The organism is Pseudomonas sp. H3_D04, assembly GCF_054669175.1.
Genome location: NZ_CP162801.1, coordinates 975,690 through 991,998 on the forward strand (window position 1 = coordinate 975,690; position 16,309 = coordinate 991,998).

Annotated in this window: 13 protein-coding genes; 7 read left to right on the forward strand and 6 right to left on the reverse strand. The window is 60.3% G+C overall.

Going from position 1 to position 16,309, the window contains the following annotated elements:
* Positions 1-202 precede the first annotated feature (202 nt).
* The 7 genes from AB4N91_RS04690 (at position 203) to AB4N91_RS04720 (ending at position 8,635) form a co-directional block, all read left to right on the forward strand.
* On the forward strand, positions 203-925 hold the full coding sequence (locus tag AB4N91_RS04690; RefSeq protein ID WP_460112147.1) for a response regulator transcription factor: 723 nt from the start codon (positions 203-205) through the stop codon (positions 923-925).
* Positions 912-2,336, forward strand: coding sequence for a sensor histidine kinase (locus tag AB4N91_RS04695; RefSeq protein ID WP_172791466.1), 1,425 nt, complete (start codon positions 912-914; stop codon positions 2,334-2,336). Before AB4N91_RS04690 ends, AB4N91_RS04695 begins: the two co-directional genes overlap by 14 nt.
* 141 nt (positions 2,337-2,477) lie before the next feature.
* A complete protein-coding gene (gene cysM / locus AB4N91_RS04700) occupies positions 2,478-3,380 on the forward strand; it encodes a cysteine synthase CysM (protein WP_042932649.1) in 903 nt (300 codons plus the stop codon).
* Positions 3,380-4,732 (forward strand): 23S rRNA (uracil(1939)-C(5))-methyltransferase RlmD, encoded by a 1,353-nt coding sequence (gene rlmD, locus AB4N91_RS04705; protein WP_083375949.1) that lies wholly within the window; start codon positions 3,380-3,382, stop codon positions 4,730-4,732. The genes cysM and rlmD overlap by 1 nt, the downstream gene beginning before the upstream one ends.
* 122 nt (positions 4,733-4,854) lie before the next feature.
* Positions 4,855-7,098, forward strand: a complete 2,244-nt coding sequence (gene relA / locus AB4N91_RS04710) for a GTP diphosphokinase (protein ID WP_460112148.1) — start codon at positions 4,855-4,857, stop codon at positions 7,096-7,098.
* A gap of 132 nt (positions 7,099-7,230) precedes the next feature.
* Positions 7,231-8,064 (forward strand): nucleoside triphosphate pyrophosphohydrolase, encoded by an 834-nt coding sequence (gene mazG, locus AB4N91_RS04715; RefSeq protein ID WP_010457090.1) that lies wholly within the window; start codon positions 7,231-7,233, stop codon positions 8,062-8,064.
* A 28-nt stretch (positions 8,065-8,092) separates the two neighbouring features.
* Positions 8,093-8,635, forward strand: a complete 543-nt coding sequence (locus AB4N91_RS04720) for a DUF2058 domain-containing protein (protein ID WP_010457087.1) — start codon at positions 8,093-8,095, stop codon at positions 8,633-8,635.
* Between the two features lie 70 nt (positions 8,636-8,705).
* Here AB4N91_RS04720 and AB4N91_RS04725 read toward each other — a convergent pair whose 3' ends face one another.
* From AB4N91_RS04725 to AB4N91_RS04750, 6 genes are all read right to left on the reverse strand, one after another.
* Positions 8,706-8,894, reverse strand: a complete 189-nt coding sequence (locus AB4N91_RS04725; protein ID WP_460112149.1) for a hypothetical protein — start codon at positions 8,892-8,894, stop codon at positions 8,706-8,708.
* Positions 8,895-9,273: 379 nt separating this feature from the next.
* On the reverse strand, positions 9,274-10,494 hold the full coding sequence (fabB, locus tag AB4N91_RS04730) for a beta-ketoacyl-ACP synthase I (protein ID WP_010457084.1): 1,221 nt from the start codon (positions 10,492-10,494) through the stop codon (positions 9,274-9,276).
* 11 nt (positions 10,495-10,505) lie between these two features.
* Positions 10,506-11,021, reverse strand: a complete 516-nt coding sequence (fabA, locus tag AB4N91_RS04735; RefSeq protein WP_008148022.1) for a 3-hydroxyacyl-[acyl-carrier-protein] dehydratase FabA — start codon at positions 11,019-11,021, stop codon at positions 10,506-10,508.
* 248 nt (positions 11,022-11,269) lie between these two features.
* Positions 11,270-13,171 (reverse strand): ATP-binding protein, encoded by a 1,902-nt coding sequence (locus tag AB4N91_RS04740; protein WP_010457080.1) that lies wholly within the window; start codon positions 13,169-13,171, stop codon positions 11,270-11,272.
* Complete coding sequence (locus AB4N91_RS04745) at positions 13,168-14,100, reverse strand: ABC transporter substrate-binding protein (protein ID WP_010457078.1); 933 nt, start codon at positions 14,098-14,100, stop codon at positions 13,168-13,170. The genes AB4N91_RS04740 and AB4N91_RS04745 overlap by 4 nt, the downstream gene beginning before the upstream one ends.
* Positions 14,101-16,224 carry a TonB-dependent receptor plug domain-containing protein gene (locus AB4N91_RS04750; protein WP_460112150.1) on the reverse strand — a complete coding sequence of 708 codons (2,124 nt, stop codon included), beginning with the start codon at positions 16,222-16,224 and terminating at the stop codon, positions 14,101-14,103. It lies immediately after the preceding gene.
* Positions 16,225-16,309 lie beyond the last annotated feature (85 nt).

Below are 16,309 nucleotides of genomic sequence, written 5' to 3' on the forward strand. Positions count from 1 at the left end.
CATCCAGCTATTGATTGACCTGCACGTGCGTCCGGCACGCGCCATCGGGCCAGTGTAGCGATTTGCAGGCAGGCAATCTTCGTAAAATTGATGTCGTCATTCTTCGGCCGGACCGGCGCTTTCGCGCCACGGGCAAACCTTGGGTTGCCCAACGTCAGGCAATCTTGAATAATCGCCAACTGAGAATTATTTGCAGATACTCATGACTCCCATCTCTGTTGGCCATCCCCGCATCCTGTCCATTGAAGACGATCTCGTGCTCGGCGCTTATGTGCACGAGCATCTGGGCCGGTGCGGTTTTCAGGTGACCTGGTGCCAGAACGGCCGGGAAGGCCTGGACATTGCCCGCCAACAACCCTTCGACGTGGTGCTGATGGACATTTTGCTGCCAGGGTTGAACGGGTTGAACGTGCTGACGCAACTGCGCCAGAGCCATTCGACCCCGGTGGTGCTGATGTCGGCGCTGGGCGCCGAGGCGGATCGCATCAGCGGTTTTCGCCTGGGGGCCGATGATTACCTGCCAAAGCCTTTCAGCATGGCCGAGTTGCGTGTGCGCATCGAAGCGATCCTGCGCCGGGTGGCGCTCGACCGTCGGCCGGAGCGGGCAGCGGCGACGTCCTCGGTCGACAGCCTGCGTTTCGATGACGAACTCTGTGACGTTTCCTATGGCGAACTCGCCGCCGGCCTGACCCGCAGCGAGTATCGATTGCTGGACACCTTGAATCGCAATGGCGATGAAGTGCTGAGCAAAGCCTTCCTTTATCAGCACGTGCTGCAACGCGGTTTTGCCGCCCATGACCGCAGCCTCGACATGCACATCAGTCAGATCCGCCGCAAACTCAAAGGCATCGGCTACACCGAGCGGCAAGTGCGTACGGTCTGGGGCAAGGGTTACGTGTTGAGTGCCGGCGATGAAATGGTCTGACTTGCCGGGCCGACACTCGCTGTTCTGGAAACTGGCGTGTCTGTTGGTGGCGTTCTGTCTGCTGATGATCTGGCTGAGCTGGTCCTGGGGGCGCTACATGGAGCAGCGAAACCAGTTTCTGTCGGATCAGGCCCGAGTCACGCTGACGGGGTATGCCGCCGAGGCCGAGCAGGCGTGGCGTTCGGAGCAGAGCGCGGGCGTCGATGCCTGGCTGCAAGGCATGAAACAGCGTGAAACAGGCTGGGTTGGCGTCATCAGCGGTGATTTGCAGTCCCTAAGCAGCCAGCCGCTCACTGACCAGGAAATCGAGCGACTGACTTTCCTGCGCGGCCTGGATTGGCCCATTCACAAGAAACGCCTGCCGTGGCTGCGCGTGCCGTTTCCCGGCGATTCGACGGCTGGCAGCCTGGTCATCGAACTGCCCCAGCGCTTCATGCCCGGCCAATACAGGCTGTTCTGGCGCGTGATCACCAACGGCATCATCCCGGGATTGTTCACGCTGTTGCTGTGCGTCGGCCTGTATCGGCTGCTGGTCGTACCGTTGAATCAATTGCGCGAGCAGGCCAATGCCTGGCGCGCCGACCAGTTGAATGTGCGTCTGTCGAGCAGCACCACCAAGCGTTCGGATGAACTCGGAGAGCTGGGTCGGGCCTTCGACCACATGGCCGAGCGATTGCAAAGCACTGTGGCCCTGCAGCAGCAATTGCTGCGCGACTTGTCCCACGAACTGCGCACGCCGCTGAGCCGTCTGCGGGTCGCCAGCGAAAGCGAGCAGGGGCTGGCGCAATTGCGCGAGCGCATCGGTCGGGAAGTCGATGGCATGCAGCGGCTGGTAGAAGACACTCTGCAACTGGCCTGGCTCGACACCGAGCGCGCCCCGTTGCCCGACGAAGCGATCCAGGTCCAGGCACTGTGGGAAATGCTCACGGAAAACGCTTGTTATGAAAGTGCCTGGCCGGCGAGCCAGTTGCAGTGCGCGGTAGATTCGTCCTGTTGGGTTCGGGGCAATCTCAACACCCTGGCGCAGGCGCTGGAGAACATTCTGCGCAATGCCATTCGTCATTCGCCGAGTGGCGGTATCGTTCGTTTCAGCGGGCAACGTGACGGCGACTTCTGGCATTTGTGGCTGGAAGACGAGGGCGGCGGGGTGGCTGAGGCGGATCTGGAGCGGATCTTCTGTCCGTTCATTCGACTCGACGGCTCGCGGCCGGGGGATGGCGGATTCGGCTTGGGGTTGAGCATTGCGAGGAATGCTGTGAAACGTCAGGGCGGGAGTCTTTGGGCACAGAACACTGGGCGTGGGCTGCGGCTAAATATTCGGTTAGTGGCTGAGAGTGATGGCGTCAGTGACGACGCCATCGCGAGCAGGCTCGCTCCCACAGTGGATCTTTGCCGACCACAAATCGTCTGATCAACCCCGCACCCTGTGGGAGCGTAACGCTGAAACAGCCCCTTATTCCCATAAGCCATAAGCACCGCACTTTGCGTGATATGGCCTGCTCGCGTTTGCCGGTATGATAGGCGCCCCCGCAGTCTGGATTGCGAATACGCCATGACCTTGCAGTACCCAACCATCGCCGATTGCGTCGGCAACACCCCGCTGGTCCGTTTGCAGCGCCTGCCTGGCGCCACCAGCAATACCCTTTTGCTCAAGCTCGAAGGGAATAACCCGGCGGGTTCGGTCAAGGACCGGCCGGCGCTGTCGATGATTACCCGCGCTGAATTGCGTGGGCAGATCCACGCCGGCGATACGCTGATCGAAGCGACTTCGGGTAACACCGGTATCGCGCTGGCCATGGCTGCGGCGATCAAGGGTTACAAGATGATCCTGATCATGCCGGATAACTCCAGCGCTGAACGTAAGGCCGCGATGACGGCCTATGGCGCCGAGCTGATCCTGGTCACCCAGGAAGAAGGCATGGAAGGCGCGCGCGACCTCGCTCAGCGAATGGAAGCCGAAGGCCGTGGCAAAGTGCTGGATCAGTTCGCCAACGGCGATAACCCCGAAGCGCACTACACCACCACCGGCCCGGAAATCTGGCGCCAGACCGAGGGCACCATCACTCATTTCGTCAGTTCGATGGGCACCACCGGCACCATCATGGGTGTCTCGCGCTACTTGAAAGAGCAGAACGACAACGTGCAGATCATCGGCCTGCAACCGATGGAAGGCTCGGCGATTCCGGGTATCCGTCGCTGGCCGCAGGAATACCTGCCGAAGATTTATCAAGCCGATCGTGTCGATCGCATTGTCGACATGGCGCAAAGCGAAGCTGAAGACGTGACCCGTCGTCTGGCCCGCGAAGAAGGTATATTCTGCGGCGTTTCCTCAGGCGGTGCGGTGGCAGCGATGCTGCGCCTGTCCCGGGAAGTTGAAAACGCGGTGATCGTCGCGATCATTTGCGACCGTGGCGACCGTTACTTGTCGACCGGCATTTTCGACGCGCCCAACTGATGGCCAAGCAAGAGAGAGGCCTGCGCTTCCAACCCACTGGCGGCAGCAAGGCCCCGCAAATTCCGACTGGCAAAAAGCAGCGCTTGAGCATCGAGCGCCTGGCCAATGACGGTCGCGGAATCGCGTTTTTCGAAGGTCGCACCTGGTTCGTCCTCGGCGCGCTGGCGGGCGAAGACGTCGAGGCGCGCGTGTTGGGCGCCCACGGTAAAGTGGTCGAGGCGCGCACCGAACGGGTGTTCCAGGCCAGCGAGTTGCGTCGTCCGGCGCCGTGCCCGCATGCCGGCCGCTGTGGCGGTTGCAGCGTGCAACATCTGCCGCACACTGAACAACTTGCCCTGAAACAGCGCATGCTCGCCGAACAACTGTCCAAGGTCGCCGGTGTCGAACCCCAAGAGTGGGCAGCGCCGTTGAGCGGTCCGGAATTCGGTTACCGCCGTCGCGCTCGAGTGGCGGTGCGTTGGGACATGAAAGCGAAGAAGCTCGAAGTCGGTTTCCGCGCGGCGGGCAGTCAGGACATCGTGGCCATCAACGAATGCCCGGTGTTGGTCCAGCCCTTGCAGCCGATCATGACCCGCTTGCCGGAAATGCTTCGACGCTTGAGCAAACCTCAGGCGCTGGGGCATGTGGAATTGTTCAGCGGTTCGTCGTTGGCGGTGTTGCTGCGGCACATGGCGCCGCTGTCCGACGCCGACATGACGATCCTCAAGGATTTCTGCGCGTTCCATGAAGCCCAGCTGTGGCTGCACGGAGACGGTGAACCGCAACCGGTCGAGACTGACCAGTCGTTGGGTTATCGACTTGAACAGTGGGACTTGAATCTGGCGTACCGACCGGGAGATTTCATCCAGGTCAACGCCGGGGTCAATGAAGCGATGATCGCCCAGGCGTTGGAGTGGCTGAAGCCGACAGCGGAGGAACGGGTTCTCGATCTATTCTGTGGGTTGGGTAACTTTGCATTGCCGCTGGCCAAGGTCGTTCGCGAGGTGGTGGCAGTGGAAGGTGTGCAGGCGATGGTCGAGCGAGCAGCCGCGAATGCAGCTAGCAACAATCTTCATAATGCGACTTTTTTTCAGGCCGATTTATCCCAGCCTTTGACCGATGCCGAATGGGCGCGCGAAGGCTTTTGTGCGGTACTCTTGGACCCACCGCGTGACGGTGCTTTCGAGGTCGTGCGCAAGCTGGCGTCCCTGGGCGCCAAACGGTTGGTGTACGTATCGTGCAACCCGGCAACGCTGGCGCGCGATACGGTCGAATTGATCAAGCAGGGCTACCGGTTAAAACGTGCCGGGATTCTCGATATGTTTCCTCAGACGGCACATGTCGAGGCCATGGCGTTATTTGAAGCGAGCTAGGACGGCTCGTCTGGTCCGACTGGCCGCCCGTGCCGCTCTTGCAGTAGCCCCGTGAGGGCAATCGGGCAATGAAGGTCAGCGAATTGACGCATTGAATCTGCGTCGTAGGGAAGGTAAGCAAGATGGTACAGGTGAGAGCACACCAGCCGATCAACACTGACGGCAGTATCAATCTCGAGGCTTGGCTCGATCATGCGGTCAGTGTCGATCTGGCACTGGATCGCGAAGCCTTGAAGGAAGCGTGCGAGTTCGCTCGCGTGTCTGAACAACAGGCCAATGCGGCGAAGAATCTATGGTCCGAAGGGACCTCGAGTTTCCGCACCGGCCTTGAGATCGCCGAGATTCTCGCCGACCTCAAACTCGATCAGGATTCGTTGGTCGCGGCGGTCCTGTACCGCGGCGTGCGCGAAGGCCAGATCGAACTGCCGACGGTCAGCCAGCGCTTCGGTCCGGTGGTCGCCAAACTCATCGACGGCGTGTTGCGCATGGCGGCGATCAGCGCCAGCCTGAGCCCCCGTCAATCGTTGGTGCTGGGCACCCAGGGCCAGGTCGAAAACCTGCGCAAAATGCTGGTGGCCATGGTCGACGACGTGCGCGTCGCGTTGATCAAACTGGCCGAGCGCACCTGCGCGATCCGTGCGGTGAAAACCGCCGACGACGAAAAGCGTAATCGCGTTGCCCGTGAAGTCTTCGACATCTACGCGCCGCTGGCTCACCGTCTCGGTATCGGTCATATCAAATGGGAACTGGAGGATTTGTCCTTCCGTTACCTTGAGCCCGATCAGTACAAGCAGATCGCCAAGTTGCTGCACGAGCGGCGTCTGGATCGCGAGCGTTTCATTGCCGATGTGATGAACCAGCTGAAAGTCGAGTTGCAGGCCACCGGCGTCGATGCCGACATCAGCGGCCGGGCCAAACACATCTATTCGATCTGGCGCAAAATGCAGCGCAAGGGGCTGGAGTTCAGCCAGATCTACGACGTGCGCGCCGTTCGTGTGCTGGTGCCGGAAATGCGCGACTGCTACACCGCGCTCGGCATCGTCCATACGTTGTGGCGGCACATTCCGAAGGAATTCGACGACTACATTGCCAACCCGAAAGAGAACGGCTACCGCTCGCTGCACACCGCGGTGATCGGCCCCGAGGGCAAGGTGCTGGAAGTGCAGATCCGCACCCACGCCATGCACGAAGAAGCCGAGCTGGGCGTTTGCGCGCACTGGCGCTACAAGGGCACCGACGTCAAATCCGGGTCCAACCACTACGAAGAGAAAATTTCCTGGCTGCGCCAGGTCCTCGAGTGGCATGAAGAATTGGGTGACATCGGCGGTCTGGCTGAACAGCTGCGGGTCGATATCGAGCCGGACCGGGTCTACATTTTCACCCCGGACGGTCACGCCATCGACCTGCCGAAGGGCGCGACCCCGCTGGACTTCGCCTACCGCGTGCACACCGAAATCGGTCACAACTGCCGTGGCGCGAAGATCAACGGGCGCATCGTACCGCTCAACTACAGCCTGCAAACCGGTGAACAGGTCGAGATCATCACCAGCAAGCACGGCACTCCGAGCCGCGACTGGCTGAACCCGAACCTGGGTTACATCACCACCTCGCGGGCACGGGCAAAGATCGTTCACTGGTTCAAGTTGCAGGCGCGTGATCAGAACGTCGCGGCCGGTAAAACCCTGCTCGAACGTGAGCTCAGTCGTCTCGGCTTGCCAGCGGTGGACTTCGACAAGCTGGCCGACAAGGCCAACATGAAGACCGCCGAAGACATGTACGCCGCGTTGGGCGCGGGCGATCTGCGCCTGGCGCAACTGGTGAACCTGGCGCAACAACTGGTCGAGCCGGAACGCGGCAATGAGCAGCTGGAGCTGATCCCGCGCAAAGCCACCGGCTACAAACCGGGCAAGCGCGGCGACATTCAGATTCAGGGTGTCGGCAACCTGATGACGCAAATGGCCGGTTGCTGCCAGCCGTTGCCGGGTGATGCCATTGTCGGTTACATCACCCAGGGCCGTGGCGTGAGCATTCACCGTCAGGACTGTGCCTCGGTGCTGCAACTGGGAGGGCGCGAGCCGGAGCGGATCATTCAGGTCAGCTGGGGCCCGGTGCCGGTACTCACCTACCCGGTGGACATCATCATCCGCGCCTACGACCGTTCCGGTTTGCTGCGTGACGTGTCGCAGGTGCTGCTCAACGAGCGGATCAACGTGCTGGCGGTCAACACCCGCTCGAACAAGGAGGACAACACCGCGCTGATGTCCCTGACCATCGAGATTCCGGGGCTGGATGCATTGGGGCGGTTGCTGGGACGGATTTCCCAGTTGCCGAACATCATCGAAACCCGGCGTAACCGTACACCGTGATGATGATCCCTGTAGGAGCGAGGCTTGCCCGCGAAGGCGTCATACCTGACACACCGCCTTCGCGGGCAAGCCTCGCTCCTACAGGGTTACGGTTGGGCCGACATACCGCATTGCAGATGTAGAGATTGATTGATGTATTCACTTGAAGACTTGCTGCACCTGATGAACCGTCTGCGCGACCCGCAGTTCGGTTGCCCGTGGGACATCAAGCAAACCTACGCCACCATCGTCCCGCACACCCTTGAGGAAGCCTATGAAGTCGCTGACGCCATCGAGCGCGGTGACTTCGATCACTTGCAGGGCGAGTTGGGTGATTTGCTGTTCCAGGTGGTTTATTACAGTCAGTTGGCCCGGGAAGAGGGGCGCTTCGAATTCGCCGGTGTGATCGACAGCATCACCCGCAAGCTGATCCGTCGCCATCCTCACGTATTTCCAACCGGTGATCTGTACGCGCCGCTGGATGTTCCGCGCCTGAGTGAAGAGCAGGTCAAGCAGCGCTGGGAAGAGATCAAGGCTGAGGAGCGCGCCGAAAAATCATCCGCGCCCGAACAGCTGTCCTTGCTCGACGATGTGCCTGCCGCGCTGCCTGCATTGTCCCGCTCGGCGAAGTTGCAGAAGCGCGCGGGGCAAGTCGGTTTCGACTGGCCGGACGCCTTGCCGGTGCTGGACAAGGTGCGCGAAGAACTCGATGAAGTGCTCGAAGCCATGGCCGACAATGACTCGGCAGCGATTGCCGATGAGGTGGGTGATTTGCTGTTTTCCGTGGTCAATCTGGCGCGTCATTTGAAAGTCGACCCGGAAACTGCACTGCGTGGCGCCAACAGCAAGTTTGAAAGACGCTTCCGTTTTATCGAACAGGCATTGCGCGACACCCACCGTCCCATGGAAGATTGCACCCTCGAAGAGTTGGACGCCTTGTGGGGCGAAGCCAAACGTCAGGAAAAGAATTTGCCCAGCTGCGGTTGAGCAGTGGCCTAAGTGAGAAATAAGCACCATGAGCATTTCCCTTCGCGACCAGTTGCTCAAAGCAGGGCTGGTCAACCAAAAGCAGGCCAAACAGGTCGGCAAAGAGAAGCAGAAGCAGCAACGCCTGGCCCATAAAGGCCAGATTGAACTCGATGACTCGCAGCAGCGTGCCGCCCAGGAAGCCATGGCCGAGAAGGTCAAGCGCGACCAGGAGCTGAACCGTCAGCAACAGGAGAAAGTCGAGGCCAAGGCTCGCGCGGCGCAGATCAAGCAATTGATCGAAGTCTCGCGCCTGCCGAAGCTGACCACCGAGGACTACTACAACTTCGTTGACGACAAGAAGGTCAAGCGTATCTCCGTCAACACGCTGATGCGCAACCAGTTGAGCAATGGCTTCCTGGCGATCGTGCACCATGCCGGCGGCTACGAAGTGATCCCGCGTGAGGCGGCCCTGAAGATTCAGGAGCGCGATCCTCGGCGCATCGTGCAGCTGAACGTCAAGACTGAAGAAGTCGCTGCCGAAGATGATCCATACGCGGCCTATCAGATCCCTGATGATCTGATGTGGTAAGCCTTTAACGGCTTCAACAACGACAAACCCCGCTCATGGCGGGGTTTGTCGTTTTCAATGCTGTCATTGCTTATGCAGATCGGAGCGCTCGTTGCTGCTCCTGTTTTTCCAGTTCAGCCTTGTAGCTGTGGGCGTCGGTTTCGGAATGAAACATCCCCACCAGCATGTCTTGTTGATGTACATCCCAGATACGGATACCGGCAGCTATGCCTTCATGGGATTTATGTGAATCGTCGCGTTCAGTTACTTTTACAATCATCTGCTAGCTCCAATCTCTGTTATCTGCAGCAAGGCGTGTGCAGGACTCTGTTATATGTTTGGTTAGCCTGCTAAGTAAACGACTGAGTTCGGTAACGAATTTTTGCGAAACCGACAATAGTCCTGCAGCCCGCCAAACACGTGGCATTCGGTCGCAGGGCATTGAGTTTCATGACAAAAGCTTCATGTTCGCCGTGAATATCTCGCTGGTAGAACACGGTATCTGTAGGAGCCAGGCTTGCCGGCGAAGGCGTCCTTCAGTGCGCCTTCGCCGGCAAGCCTGGCTCCTACAAAAAGCATCGCAGTGCACATTTTTTCAGGCATAAAAAAACGCCCCGAACCAGTCGGGGCGTTTTTGTGTGCTGCGAGACGGCGGAGTATTACTTGCCGGTCCAGCGCTTCAGTACCAGGGTGGCGTTGGTGCCACCGAAGCCGAAGCTGTTGCTCATCACGGTGTTGATGGTGGCGTCTTCGCGAGTCTTGGTCAGGATCGGCATGTCTGCCACTTCCGGGTCCAATTCTTCGATGTTGGCGGAGCCCGCCATGAAGTTGCCTTCCATCATCAGCATGCAGTAGATCGCTTCGTGAACGCCGGCGGCGCCCAGGGAGTGACCCGACAGGCTCTTGGTGGAGCTGATGGCCGGGGCCTTGTCGCCGAACACTTCACGCACACCTTTCATTTCCGCGACGTCGCCGACCGGAGTCGAGGTGCCGTGGGTGTTCAGGTAGTCGATCGGAGTATCGACGGTGGACATGGCCATCTGCATGCAGCGGATGGCGCCTTCGCCGCTTGGGGCGACCATGTCGTAGCCGTCGGAGGTCGCGCCGTAGCCAACGATTTCCGCGTAGATCTTCGCGCCGCGGGCCAGAGCGTGTTCCAGCTCTTCGACCACGACCATGCCGCCACCGCCGGCGATGACGAAACCGTCACGCTTGGCGTCGTAGGCACGGGAAGCTTTTTCCGGAGTTTCGTTGTACTGGCTGGACAGTGCGCCCATGGCGTCGAACAGGAACGATTGGCTCCAATGCTCTTCTTCACCGCCGCCGGCGAACACGACGTCCTGCTTGCCCATCTGGATCTGTTCCATGGCGTTGCCGATGCAGTGAGCACTGGTGGCGCAGGCAGAAGCGATGGAGTAATTCAGGCCCTTGATCTTGAACGGTGTGGCCAGACAAGCGGAAACGGTGCTGCTCATGGTCCGCGTGACGCGGTATGGGCCAACGCGCTTCACGCCTTTCTCGCGCAGGATGTCCAGCGCTTCCATCTGGTTCAGCGTGGAGGCGCCACCGGAACCGGCGATCAGGCCGGTACGCGGGTTGGAGACTTGCTCATCGGTCAGGCCGGAGTCTGCGATGGCGTCTTTCATGGCCAGGTAGGCGTACGCCGCCGCGTGGCCGACGAAGCGATAGATCTTGCGATCGATCAGCTCTTCGAGGGGAAGGTCAATGGAGCCGGAAACCTGGCTACGCAGACCCATTTCGGCATATTCCGGGTTGAACCGGATGCCAGGGCGGCTTGCACGCAGGTTAGCGGAGACGGTCTCTTTGTCATTGCCCAGGCACGATACGATGCCCAGACCAGTGATAACGACGCGGCGCATGCGGATAACCCTTAGAAGTTGTCAGTGGAGGTGAAAACGCCGACCCGAAGGCCTTCGGCGGTGTAGATCTCGCGGCCGTCGACACTGACCGAACCATCGGCGATGGCCAGGTTCAGCTTGCCCTTCAGCACGCGCTTGATCTGAATGTTATAGGTGACTTTCTTGGCGGTCGGCAGGACCTGGCCAAAGAATTTCACTTCGCCCGAACCCAGCGCACGGCCACGGCCCGGCAGACCTTGCCAGCCGAGGAAGAAACCGACCAGTTGCCACATGGCGTCGAGGCCCAGGCAGCCTGGCATCACCGGATCACCTTCGAAGTGGCAGGCGAAAAACCACAGGTCAGGAGTGATATCCAGCTCGGCGACCAATTCACCTTTGCCGTACTTGCCACCCTCGGCACTGATATGGGTGATGCGATCCACCATCAGCATGTTCGGGGCGGGCAGTTGTGCGTTACCCGGGCCGAACAGCTCACCGCGACTGCAGCGCAGCAGGTCTTCCCGAGTAAAGGCGTTTTGTTGGGTCATGCGAGCTCCTCAATAGTCCCATGCGGCAGGGTGGGGCAAATCTTCCCGGCCGACCGAGGCGTTCATGCCTCGAGTCAGCAGCCTACTCATAGACTATTGCGTTGTGGTGAAAGTCACAGCACCAAGGACATGAATGTACACTTGTGCACTGAAATTATTATTCAAGCCCCTTTTCGGGCCTGTTCGGGTGCCTAAGACTGCCGCACTTTCGCCTTTCACGCCAGTCGCAGATGGTCGAAAGGCCTGTACTACTGCACCCAGCGCTGCAAAATTTGCTGCAGATCAGTGCGTTTGAAGGGCTTGGCCAGGTAATCGTTCATTCCAGCTGATAAACACGCTTCACGGTCGCCCTGCAAGGCATTGGCGGTCAGGGCGATGATCGGCAAGTCTGCGCAGCCGGGGAGCAGGCGGATCTGGCGGGTTGCTTCGTAGCCGTCGATGATCGGCAGTCGGCAATCCATCAGAATCGCTTCAAATATCAGGCTTTTGGCGCTTTGCACCGCCTGCGCGCCATCGGTCGCGACGCTGACAGTAAAGCCCAGACTGCGCAACATTGCTTCGATCACCGTCTGGTTGACCGGGTTGTCCTCCACCAGCAGCACATTGCGTCCTTCACCATGGCCGTCGCCGCTCTGTGTCCGTGGTTTCAACTCCGGCAGTGACTGCTTATAAAGGGCCAACGGAATTTCCAGGGTAAACACCGATCCCAGGCCTTCTTCGCTCTGGGCGCGCAAGGTGCCGCCCATCCGTTCGGCCAGGGTGCGGGCAATCGGCAACCCCAACCCGGTGCCGCCGTAACGCCTTGAAATAGAACTGTCGGCCTGCTGGAACGCGTTGAACATCAACTCCAGGCTTTCGGCCGAGATGCCAATGCCGCTGTCGCGCACGGTGCAGGTGAACCACAGCAGTTCGTGATCCAGTGACTGCCATTGCGGTTCGATACTGACGCGGCCTTGCTCGGTGAACTTCAGCGCATTGCCCACCAGGTTGACCAGAATCTGCCGGATCCGCGTCGGGTCGCCTTGAACCTGCAAGGCGCGCATGTCCTCGGGAATCGCCAGGGCCAGATCGAGCCCGCGTTGCGCCGCGCTGTGCTGGAACGACTGGGCGCAGCTGCTGATCAGGTCAGCGAGGTTGAACGGAATGTGTTCCAGCTCCAGTTCTGAACGCTCGATGCGCGAGAAGTCGAGAATGTCGTTGATGACTTTGAGCAGGTGTTCGGTCGACTCCGAAGCCAGCGCCGCATACTCGATCTGCTCCTCGGTCATGTCGGTGGTTTCCAGCAGTTGCAGCATGCCCAGCACGCCATTCATTGGGGTGCGCAGTTCGTGGCTCATCATCGCCAGGAAGTCAGATTTGGCGTTGTTGGCCTTTTCCGCTTCTTCGCGGGTCTGGATCAATTGCGCCATGGCCTGCTGCTGCTCACGGCTGGCCTGCTCGAGGCCTTGCGCGAGGTTATTGATGTGCTGCGACAACGCGCCCAACTCAGTGTCATCGACGATCGGCAGCGGCGTTTTGTAATCACCCTCCTGAATCGCCTTCACGGCGTGGCCGATGTCGCGGATCGGCTGCGACAGGCTGCCGGCCAGGCGTCGGGCCACCAGAAAGGTAAACAGCAGCGCGAACAAGGCGAGAATCCCGGCCTTGAACAGGATTTCCTGCTGACGCTGGCTGAAGGCGTCATTGGACAAGCCGACGATCACCCGGCCCAGGTAGTCCTCGGGCGGGGCCGTGTTGGCGACGTTGCTGCCCTGGAAGAAATCATTGTTCAGCGCGATCCGTTGCAGCCGCACCGGCGCCTGGAACACTTCGACCTGATGCGAGCGGGCATGGGTTTCCGACGGTTGCTCGACGTACACCAGAATCCGGTTGGCGCTGTCCTGGACTTCGAGAAAGCGCACGTTGGGCGTGGCCAGCGTCGCCTTGAGCAAACTTTCGAGTACCTCGTTGTTGCCCGAGATCACCCCGTATTCCGTGGCGGGGGCCAGTTGGTTGGCGATCAACTGGCCGGTGTGGTTGAGCTCCTGGCGCAGGTCCTGGATCCGCACGAAGGTGAAGAAACTGATCAGCAGCAACGTCAGCAACAGGGCGGGGCCGAGGCTGATGATCTGCGTGCGGGTGTTGATGTCCCAACCGCGACGGAAGGTCATGGGCGGCTTTCTCCTTCGGCCAACTGTGCTGCGACAAACGCTTCAGTCACCTGTTCAATACCCAATGAACGAGCCACCTGCGGATTACTTAACACTTTGAAGTGTTTTGGATACAACGCACGGGGCCAGCCTGTCTGCGGCCGATCGAGCAATTCGTCGAGCACTTCCAGCCAATCGTTCTGATCGCTGTAGGTGCTGGCCAGGCTACCAGCCTTGACGAACGCGGCGTTCGGGCCGACCAGCGCCAGTTGTCGCGAATAGCTGCTCAACAGCAGATTTTTTGCGGTTTTCGGGTTGTACAGATCGGCGTCGTCGAGGCCCAGCAGCACGTCGCAGTTCTTCAGCAAATTCTGTAAAGGGCGGCTGTCGTTGGTGTTGTCCCATCGCTCGGCGATCACTTCAAGGCCCAACGCTTGTGCCGACAGACGCAATTCCTTGAGCAGGAATTCGCTGTGACTGTCGTACAGCACGCCGATGCGTCGGGCCTCGGGCAGGATGAGCCGGGTCAGGCGCAATTGCCGATCCAGCGGCGGATCGCTCCAGAGCAGGCTGAGGTGCGATGGAAAGTCAGCGCCGAAACGATGATGGGCTTGCAGGCGACTGATGCGCAGTACCAGCGTCGGCGGGCCTTGTGTCTCTTGCAGGCGCCAATCGAGGCTCGGCAGATCGAGCAGGATCAAACGGGTATCGCCGGGTAGTGCGCCCGGCCTTGGCAAGCTGTCCAGTACTTGGAAGCGAACGCTGTCGGCCGGGCGCATGCCGCTCAGCGCCTGCACAAAGGATTGCACGCCCGGGCTGTCTTCGGCGCCGGTCAGCAGAATGTCGGCGGCCTGAATCGTCAGGCTGCCAAGCAGGCCGGCAAACACCAGGCACACCCCTGCCAGCAGGCGGCCAAGGGTTGGCGACTTCCTCGACAGGCGATGCAGCATTTAAAACGTCAGCTCCGCGCTGAAGTAGAGCACCCGACGCTCGTCATAGTTGTTGTCGACGAAGGTGGTGGGTTGATGGTCGAGGCGCTGCTGGAGCACGCCGGCCAGTTCCAGATTGGCCTTGCCCAGGCCGATGCGTTTGGCGATGCGCGTGTCGACGCGTTCGAAGCGGTAACCGTTGAGGGCGTCGTCCCCGTAATAGAAGAGGGCGCTGTTCCAGCCGTGGCCCCAGTTGCGCAGCCAACCGGCGGAACCGCTGTTGCGCGCCGTCAGTCGCTCATCCTGCGGATTGCTCGCCTCGGCGTCGACGTAGGCGTAAGTCAGGCGCAGCCGGTCGGCGCTGCTCAGGCGCCAGTCCAGCTGGGTTTCCGTGCCCTTGAAGCGCGAGCTGTTGGAATTGCTGGCGATGTACTGATTGTTGCGCAGGGGTTCGCTGATCATGCCGCTGATTTCGTCGTAGAACAGTTTCACATCGACCGTCAGCCCAAGCTCCGCGAAGTAGCCGTTGTAGCCCAGCTCGCGCGAGCGCATGCGTTCTTGTTCGAGGTCGCCGGGGCCGCGGGTCTTGACGAAATACCGGGCGCTGGTCTGGCCGTAGGCACTGGGCCGCAGGTTGGTCACCTGGTAACTCCAGTTGACGTTGTTCTCGAACATGTCCGGTGAGCGGATGGCTTCCGAATACACCGCGCGCAAGCCGTGACGCGGGTTGATCAGGTAATTGACCGCTACCCGCGGGGTCAGCGAGCTGCCGGTCAATTGCGTGTCTTCGAACATGGCGCCGCCCTGCAGCAACCAGTGCTCGGTGGCGCGCCACTCGAGTTGGCCGAATGCGCGCCAAGTGTTGTCGTCGAGCGTTCCATTGAAGTAGGTCTCGGAATTTGCCCGGTCGTAACGATAGTTCATGCCGCTGACCAGTCGCAGACTGTCGGACAGGCTGAGGGTGTCTTGCAGTTCCAGGTCGTAGCGCGTTTCCCGGGCGCTCTGGTCGATGTCGCCACAGAGGGTTTGCCGGGCACCGTTGCGCCATTGCGCCAGCACTTGATTGCCCAGCGCTTGTTCCGCCGCCGTGCCGGCCGGCGCGCCGGGACCGGTGAAGCGCTCGATGTTGCGCGCCAGGCGTTCGGTGTAGTTCGGGTTGAGCTGCCAGAGTTCGGTCAGTTGCGGGCTGAACGAAACTTCCGCATCACAGGCGCGCCAGGTCTGCTGACGGTCCCAGTGCTGAGCCGAACCCTGGATATAAAGGCTGTGATCAGGATTGATGTCCAGGTTCCAGCGCAACGAACCGGCGTAGTCCTTGGCAACGACGTCGGAATTGTTCCCGGCTGCGGTAATCCCGGAGAACACCGGGCGGTAGGTATAAGGCCGCTGGTTGGTTCCGTCCTTGGCGTTCAACTGCCAGTCGATGCTCTGGTTTTCACTCAGGGTCTGGCTGACGGCAAGGTTGAAGCGGTTCAAGCGGCTACTGTCGCGATAATCAGCACCGTTGCTGTCGGTGTCGAAGCCGTCGTCCTGCTGGCCGGACAGTGACAGACGCAGGTCGCCGCCGTCCCAGCCCACACCCTGGCTGGCGTAAAAATCATCGATGCCGCGCTGGCCACGGATGACTTTCATCCGCGTGCCGTGGCTGTCGGCCGGGTTGCGGGTGATGATGTTGACCACCGCCATCAACGCATTGGCGCCGTAGCTGACCGTGTTGGGGCCGCGGAAAACCTCGATGCGCTCGATGTCTTCCATGGCCACCGGGATATCACTCCAGTCCACCGTGGCCAGGCCAGCGCGGTACACCGAGCGGCCGTCGATCAGCACCTGCATTCGCCGCGCTTCCGTGGCGTTGGTGCCGTGGTAATTCACCGCCGCCTGATTACCGCTGATATTGCCGACCATCATGCCCGGCACCAGGCGCAGCAATTCGCTGATGTCCCGTGCACCGCTGGCATTGATCAGTTCGCTGTCGATCACCGTCATGCTTCCCGGGACTGCGGCCGGCGACTGCTTCAGGCGGGTGGCCGTGAGCACTTGCGGCAGCGATTCGTTGTCGAGGAACAAGTCGTCGGCCAGCAATGGCGAGCTGAAAAGCAATGCCAGAACCAGCGGAGAGGAGGGTGAAGGAGAGCCAAACGACACGAAACGTCCTTGATAACGATGAGATGGCGCGCATGTTAACCGAGCTGTTCGACTTTTCCATTCACGATGCCGGCATTTTCCTAGG

Coding starts and splice junctions, on each gene's coding strand:
- AB4N91_RS04695 (WP_172791466.1), top strand. CDS start 912: ATGAAATGGTCTGACTTGCCGGGCCGACACTCGCTGTTCTGGAAACTG.
- AB4N91_RS04725 (WP_460112149.1), bottom strand. CDS start 8,894: ATGATTGTAAAAGTAACTGAACGCGACGATTCACATAAATCCCATGAA.
- AB4N91_RS04745 (WP_010457078.1), bottom strand. CDS start 14,100: ATGCTGCATCGCCTGTCGAGGAAGTCGCCAACCCTTGGCCGCCTGCTG.
- fabA (WP_008148022.1), bottom strand. CDS start 11,021: ATGACCCAACAAAACGCCTTTACTCGGGAAGACCTGCTGCGCTGCAGT.
- rlmD (WP_083375949.1), top strand. CDS start 3,380: ATGGCCAAGCAAGAGAGAGGCCTGCGCTTCCAACCCACTGGCGGCAGC.
- mazG (WP_010457090.1), top strand. CDS start 7,231: ATGTATTCACTTGAAGACTTGCTGCACCTGATGAACCGTCTGCGCGAC.
- relA (WP_460112148.1), top strand. CDS start 4,855: ATGGTACAGGTGAGAGCACACCAGCCGATCAACACTGACGGCAGTATC.
- AB4N91_RS04690 (WP_460112147.1), top strand. CDS start 203: ATGACTCCCATCTCTGTTGGCCATCCCCGCATCCTGTCCATTGAAGAC.
- fabB (WP_010457084.1), bottom strand. CDS start 10,494: ATGCGCCGCGTCGTTATCACTGGTCTGGGCATCGTATCGTGCCTGGGC.
- cysM (WP_042932649.1), top strand. CDS start 2,478: ATGACCTTGCAGTACCCAACCATCGCCGATTGCGTCGGCAACACCCCG.
- AB4N91_RS04720 (WP_010457087.1), top strand. CDS start 8,093: ATGAGCATTTCCCTTCGCGACCAGTTGCTCAAAGCAGGGCTGGTCAAC.
- AB4N91_RS04740 (WP_010457080.1), bottom strand. CDS start 13,171: ATGACCTTCCGTCGCGGTTGGGACATCAACACCCGCACGCAGATCATC.